The following is a 6,165-nucleotide window of genomic DNA, read 5'->3' on the forward strand; positions in this document are numbered from 1 at the left end:
GAGTTATTCGGGGAGGAGGCGGTACTCCGGGGCAAGCCCCTCGAGCACCAGCAGCCCGTAGTACCGGAAGAACGTGATGAACGGCACCGCGATCAGGAGCGCGACCGGGATCGCGATGACGAGGTAAGGGATGAGCAGGGCGAGGAGCAGCGCGAAGTTTCCTGCCTGGATTGCGGCGAGAAGCACGATCCCGATGAGTATGAACGGTATCGCGATGATCACAAGTGCGAGGATGACGATTACCGCCTGCACGATCGCGGCGATGAGGCCAAGCACGAGCCTGGTGACGATGTAGACGACGATCTGCCATACCTGGCCGGACATCACCCCGAAAAGCCGCCGCCAGCCCTCGATGACGCCGCAGTCCTCACGAATCATGATCGGGACGACGAAGTCGTTGGTCAGGAGAAAGACGACCCCGAAGAGGAGGGCTGCGGCCAGGATTATCGGAATGAACGCAAGGATCATGAGCGGCGCGGCAACGCCGATACCCGGCCCCCCGATACCGACGAGCATGAAGATGAGCGCCATCATGGCGAGGATCAGGATCAGCGTGAGGCCGACCTGGAAGAGGAAGAGCCGCACCCCCTTTCCGAACCGATCTCCAAAGAAGCGCCTGATATGGATGTCGCCCGTCCGGAGCATATCGACGAAGACGAACTGCATCGCCGCGCCGACGAGCATCCAGAGGAGGGCGATCACGAGCGCGACAACAATGAATGCTACAATGAGCGGTGCGATCTCGGGGAGGGACTCCGCAATGCCGGGCGGGAGGTCGCCCTCTCCGAAGCTGTACTGGGAGGTGTTCGGAAAACTTGCGCCCCCTCCCACGAAGAGCGCGATCAAGGCCAGGCGGAGCCAGACGCCCCATTTTATGGGCCAGAGCAGGCTTTTGGTGCGCTGGAAGGCACCATCCAGCCTGCTGAATGCATACATATCCTCAGCCATATCTCTCACGTAGAAGATGATCTCCGTGTCATTAATACCTTGTTTTGATAAATGGATCCCGGTGTTCCGGCCGGGCGCCGTGTGCTCACGGGTTTTTGAGGAATCCGGTTTTTCAACACCTTAATGTAGTCCGTTCACCAGACTATAGAACGAATGATCCCTCTCATGCTTGACCTGACGGGCAGGAGGGTGCTCATCTTCGGCGGAGGCGACGTCGGTGCCCGGAAGGCTGCGTACTTTGAGCATGAGGCGGAGGTGACGGTGATCAGCCGCTCTTTCTCACAGGGCCTTGAGGGGCTTGCGATCCGGCGGCAGGAGGCCGACCTCTCGGCTCTTTCGGACGATGAGCTCCGGGGGCTCCTCGCAGGTGCGTTCCTCGCGGTAGCCGCGACACCGGACCCGGGACTCAACGACCGTATCGGAAGGCTCTGTGCCGGGGCGGGGATCCTTTTCAACAACGCCGCCGGCGAGCCCGGCGACGTTATCATCCCTTCGGTTGTCCGGGGCAGCCGCTACCTGGTTGCTATCAGCACCCGCGGAAAGAGCCCTGCCGTATCCCGTTTCCTCCGCATGAGGCTCGAGGCCGAGTACGCGGACCTCGATCGAATGATCGACCTGCAGGACGAGATACGTTCGATGCTCCGGGAGACCGAACCGGAGCAGGCACAGCGGTCCCGCATCCTCTGGAGCATCCTCTCGGACGACGAGATCCGGGCGGCGCTGGCCTCCGACTACGCGAGAGCGCGCGCACTGGCGATCGAGAGGTACCTGCATGCCTGAACCGGTCACGATCCCTCTCGCGCTCGCGGGTATCAGCCACCACACCGCGGACATCGCCACGCTCGAGGCGTTCCGGTTTCCCGACGAGGCAGCGTTTCTCCGCGAGGCGCGGGAGCGGTTCCGGGGCGTTCTCCTGCTCCAGACCTGCAACCGCATCGAAGTTCTGGTCCAGGGCGATGCACGGAGTCTTGAAGGATTCCTGCAGGAACAGGGCAGAAGTGGCTTTACAGTCATCGAGGGCGAGGCCGTGCCCCGCCACCTCCTGGAACTGGCCGCAGGCATCGACTCCCTGATCGTCGGCGAGGACCAGATCCTCGGGCAGCTCAAACAGGCGCTTGCGGCCGCGGAGGAGGCCGGAACCTGCTGCAGCGCCATCGGGCTCTGCATCAACAAGGCGGTGCACGTGGGGGTCAGAATCCGGCGTCAGACGCAGATCAACCGCGGAGCGGTCTCCGTCGGCTCCGCGGCCGTGACGCTTGCGGAGAACCTCCTCGGCACCCTGCGCGACCGGCACATCCTGGTCGTCGGGAGCGGGGAGATGGGCGTTCTGGTGGCGCAGGCGCTCGCCGCCAGGGGTCTCACGGCCATCTACGTCGCCAACAGGACCTACGAGCGCGCGGTGATGCTTGCGGATAAGATCGGGGGACGCGCGGTCAATTTCAAGGACCTCTACCGTTACATCGCGCTCTCTGACGTCGTCATCTCCTGCACCGCCGCGCCGCACCCGGTCATCCGGACCGAGGATGTCCGGGAAGTGATGGAGGAGCGCCTCTGGCCGCTCGATCAGCACCCCCGCCACCTGGTCCTCATCGACATCGCCCAGCCCCGCGACGTCGAGGACGGAGTGCGGTCGATCGAAGGCGTGCACCTCTTCACCATCGACGACCTCAGAAACGTCAACGATGCGGCAATGGAGTCCCGGAGGAGCGAGGCGGCCCGGGCCGGGGAGATCATCGACGAGGAGGCCGAACATTTCATCCGTCTCCTCCGCCGGACGGCGGCCGACGAGACGCTCGCCCTCCTCTATACCTGGGCGGAGTCGATCCGGTCGCGTGAACGCGACCGGGCGCTCGCCCGCCTGGGGCAGAAGGACGACCGCACGGCGGAGGTCGTCGACGACCTGACGCGGGCGCTCACCAAAAAACTCCTCTCGGACGTGACGACAGCCATCCGCGTGAGCGCGGAGTGCGGCGATGTAAAGACAGCAGAAGCCCTGATGAGGGCGATTACCCGGGGAGAATCATGTTTCCAGAACGAAGAATGAGACGGATGCGGCGGCGGATAGTCCAGCCGCTTCTCCGCGAAACCGAACTCAGAAAGACCGACTTCATTGCACCGGTCTTCGTGGACGAATCGATCAGCGCACCGGTGCCGATCGCCTCGATGCCGGGGCAGTTCCGGTACCCGGTGGACGGCGTCGCCGATTACTGCGAACGCCTCCGTGACGCCGGTATCCGGGCGGTGATCCTCTTCGGGATCCCGGCCGCAAAAGACAGCAAGGCGACCGGGGCCTACGCGGCGGACGGTGTCGTCCAGCGGGCCGTCCGGCATATCAAGGAGCGGTTGCCGCAGATGGTGGTCGTGACCGATGTCTGCGCCTGCGAGTACACCGACCACGGCCACTGCGGCATCGTCGGGGAGACCGCCGACGGCCCGGACCTCTTGAACGACCCCTCGCTCGAACTGATGGTGCAGATAGCCGTCTCCCACGCACAGAGCGGCGCCGATATCGTCGCGCCGTCGTGTATGCTCGACGGGATGGTGCGGGCGATCCGGCAGGCTCTCGATGCCGCCGGCTTTACGGACGTCCCGATCATGTCCTACTCCTCGAAGTTCGCGAGCGCTCTCTACGGGCCGTTCCGCGACGCGGCGGGCTCGGGGTTTTCATTCGGCGACCGGACGACCTACCAGATCTGCCCGGGGAACGCAAGGGAGGTGGTGATGGAGTCGGAGCTCGACGTGGCCGAAGGGGCGGATATCCTGATGGTCAAACCGGCCGGTGCCTACCTCGACATCCTCGCGGCCGTCACGGAGTTCGGGCTGCCGGTCGCGGCCTACCAGGTCAGCGGGGAGTACGCGATGATCAAGGCCGCCGCAGAACGCGGGTGGCTGGATGAACGGGCCGTCGCCCTCGAGACCCTCACGGCCATCAAGCGGGCCGGGGCCGACCTGATCATCACCTACTTTGCGGAAGACGCGGCGAGGTGGCTCGATGAAGAGCAGTGACCTCTTTTCCCGCGCAAAGACCCTGATGCCGGGCGGCGTCAGCAGCCCTGTGCGTGCGATCAAACCGTATCCGTTCTACGTGGAGCGCGCCGCAGGCTCCCGTCTCTCGACCGTCGACGGAGCCGACCTGATCGACTGCTGCCTCGGCTACGGCCCCCTCATCCTCGGCCACGCCCACCCGAGGGTCCGGGAGGCGATCGAGCGCCAGCTCGAGAAGGGGTGGCTCTACGGCACGCCGACGCCGCTCGAACTCGATCTTGCGGGAGTCATCGCCGCCGACCACCCCGCGGTCGAGATGGTGCGGTTCGTCTCGTCGGGCTCGGAGGCGACGATGGCCGCGATCCGGCTCGCCCGCGGCTACACGGGCAAGCAGGACATCATCAAGATCGAGGGCGGGTTCCACGGCGCCCACGACGCGGTTCTCGTCAAGGCCGGATCGGGGGCGACCACGCTCGGGGTGCCCGACTCCGCGGGCGTCCTTGCGGATCTGGTGGCGCACACCCGGCAGGTCCCCTACAACGACCCCGAGGCGCTGGAAACCCTCCTCGCCGGAAACGACGACGTCGCCGCGTTCATCCTCGAGCCGGTCATGGGGAACGTCGGCCCGGTCCTCCCCGACGACGGCTATCTCGCCGATGTCCGGGAGATCACCTCCGCCTACGACGTCCTCCTCATACTCGACGAGGTGATCACCGGCTACCGGGTTGGAATCGGCGGCGCGGAAGTGCTCTACGGGGTGAAGCCGGATCTCGCCACGTTCGGCAAGATCATCGGCGGCGGCCTTCCCATCGGGGCGTTCGGGGGACGGCGCGATATCATGGAACTGGTCGCCCCCGCAGGACCCGTCTACCAGGCAGGCACGTTCAGCGGCAACCCGGCGAGCCTCGCGGCGGGGTACGCGACGCTCCGCCACCTCCACGAACACCCGGAGGTCTACCGTCGGCTCGACGATGCCACGCGGGCGATCGGGGAGATTGCCGCAGATGCGCACAAAGGCTCGTTCGTCAGGATGGGATCGCTCTTCAAGCACTTCTTCCGGGACCCGGCCCCGCGGAATTACCTGGAGGTCAAGGAGTGCGACACGGAGGCGTTTTCGCGGTTCTGGAAGGCGATGTTTGAGGCCGGGATCTTCCTCCCGCCGTCGCAGTTCGAGACGAACTTCCTCTCCGCCGCGCACACGGAAGCGGATATCGAAAAGATAGCGGAAGCATACGGATCATGTCTCTTCGCATAGGCACACGGGGAAGCGCTCTCGCGCTTGCACAGACAAACAAAGTGGTCGGCATCCTCGCCGACCGGGGCATCGAGGCGGAGGTCGTCACGGTCACGACCGAGGGCGACACCGCGACCGGGGTCCCGCTCCACGCCATCGGGGGGCAGGGGGTCTTCATCCGGGCGCTCGACGACGCCATCCTCCGCGGCGAAATCGATGCGGCGGTGCACAGCATGAAGGACATCCCGGCGGCGCGCCCGGCGGGGCTCACCTGCTGCGCGGTGCTCGAGCGGGACTCGCCCGCCGATTTCCTGGTACACGAGTGCCCCCTTGATGCGGTTTCTGTCATCGGGTCGTCGAGCACCCGGCGCCGCGCCCAGCTCCTCCGCGACAGTCCGGCGCTTGAGGTGAAGCAACTGCGGGGGAACGTCGATACCCGGATACGAAAACTCCGCGAGGGGCAGTACGACGCCATCGTGCTCGCGGAGGCGGGCCTTGAGCGCCTCGGGCTCACGCTGCCCGGCGAGCCCCTCCCCACCGACCGGTTCGTCCCGTCTCCGAACCAGGGCACCGTCGCGGTCGTCTGCCGGGACGACCCGGCCGTCTCCGGGGCCTTTGCGCCGCTCGACCACGTCGCAACCCGCCTCGACGTCGAGATCGAGCGTGCCGTCATGGAGGAGGTCGGCGGCGGGTGCTTCACTCCGCAGGGGATCTACTGCCGGGACGGGAACCTGATCGCCGAGGTGCTCGCGCTCGACGGTTCCCGGTGGGAGCGGATCGAGCGGCACGTCGCGACCGTCGGCGAAGCCCGGGAGTGGGGGCGGGCGCTGCGTGTACAGGCGGCCGCCCTGATCCGTGAGGCCTATGCGGCCCTCGGGGTGAAACCATGACAATGACAGGCAAAGCGTATCTTGTGGGGTCCGGCCCGGGCGGGCTCGGCCTCATGACGATGAGGGCCCGCGAGGTGATCGACGGAGCGGACGTGATCCTCTACGACC

General features: G+C 65.9%; 7 protein-coding genes. 6 read left to right on the top strand and 1 reads right to left on the bottom strand.

The features are described from left to right. Nucleotides 1-3: 3 nt before the first annotated feature. Nucleotides 4-948, bottom strand: a complete 945-nt coding sequence (locus BRA62_RS02645; protein ID WP_292364579.1) for a DUF7544 domain-containing protein — start codon at nt 946-948, stop codon at nt 4-6. Between the two features lie 153 nt (nt 949-1,101). Between BRA62_RS02645 and BRA62_RS02650 the strand changes: the two genes are divergently transcribed. The 6 genes from BRA62_RS02650 to BRA62_RS02675 all read left to right on the top strand — a co-directional run. After that, nucleotides 1,102-1,728: a precorrin-2 dehydrogenase/sirohydrochlorin ferrochelatase family protein gene (locus BRA62_RS02650; protein WP_292364580.1), complete on the top strand. Its 627-nt coding sequence runs from the start codon at nt 1,102-1,104 to the stop codon at nt 1,726-1,728. Continuing rightward, nucleotides 1,721-2,992 carry a glutamyl-tRNA reductase gene (gene hemA / locus BRA62_RS02655; protein WP_292364582.1) on the top strand — a complete coding sequence of 424 codons (1,272 nt, stop codon included), beginning with the start codon at nt 1,721-1,723 and terminating at the stop codon, nt 2,990-2,992. Before BRA62_RS02650 ends, hemA begins: the two co-directional genes overlap by 8 nt. After that, a complete protein-coding gene (hemB, locus tag BRA62_RS02660; RefSeq protein WP_292364583.1) occupies nt 2,971-3,954 on the top strand; it encodes a porphobilinogen synthase in 984 nt (327 codons plus the stop codon). The genes hemA and hemB overlap by 22 nt, the downstream gene beginning before the upstream one ends. Next, nucleotides 3,941-5,188, top strand: a complete 1,248-nt coding sequence (gene hemL, locus BRA62_RS02665) for a glutamate-1-semialdehyde 2,1-aminomutase (RefSeq protein ID WP_292364584.1) — start codon at nt 3,941-3,943, stop codon at nt 5,186-5,188. Before hemB ends, hemL begins: the two co-directional genes overlap by 14 nt. Beyond that, complete coding sequence (gene hemC / locus BRA62_RS02670) at nt 5,173-6,057, top strand: hydroxymethylbilane synthase (protein ID WP_292364585.1); 885 nt, start codon at nt 5,173-5,175, stop codon at nt 6,055-6,057. Before hemL ends, hemC begins: the two co-directional genes overlap by 16 nt. A 2-nt stretch (nt 6,058-6,059) precedes the next feature. Next, a partial coding sequence (locus BRA62_RS02675; protein WP_292364588.1) for an SAM-dependent methyltransferase occupies nt 6,060-6,165 on the top strand: 106 nt, incomplete at its 3' end.

Source organism: Methanoculleus sp. UBA208, from assembly GCF_002498065.1.
GTDB lineage: Archaea > Halobacteriota > Methanomicrobia > Methanomicrobiales > Methanoculleaceae > Methanoculleus.

Bases quoted from the DNA above. Each gene is read 5' to 3' on its own strand.
- BRA62_RS02645 (WP_292364579.1), bottom strand. From the start codon at position 948: ATGGCTGAGGATATGTATGCATTCAGCAGGCTGGATGGTGCCTTCCAG.
- BRA62_RS02650 (WP_292364580.1), top strand. From the start codon at position 1,102: ATGATCCCTCTCATGCTTGACCTGACGGGCAGGAGGGTGCTCATCTTC.
- hemA (WP_292364582.1), top strand. From the start codon at position 1,721: ATGCCTGAACCGGTCACGATCCCTCTCGCGCTCGCGGGTATCAGCCAC.
- hemB (WP_292364583.1), top strand. From the start codon at position 2,971: ATGTTTCCAGAACGAAGAATGAGACGGATGCGGCGGCGGATAGTCCAG.
- hemL (WP_292364584.1), top strand. From the start codon at position 3,941: ATGAAGAGCAGTGACCTCTTTTCCCGCGCAAAGACCCTGATGCCGGGC.
- hemC (WP_292364585.1), top strand. From the start codon at position 5,173: ATGTCTCTTCGCATAGGCACACGGGGAAGCGCTCTCGCGCTTGCACAG.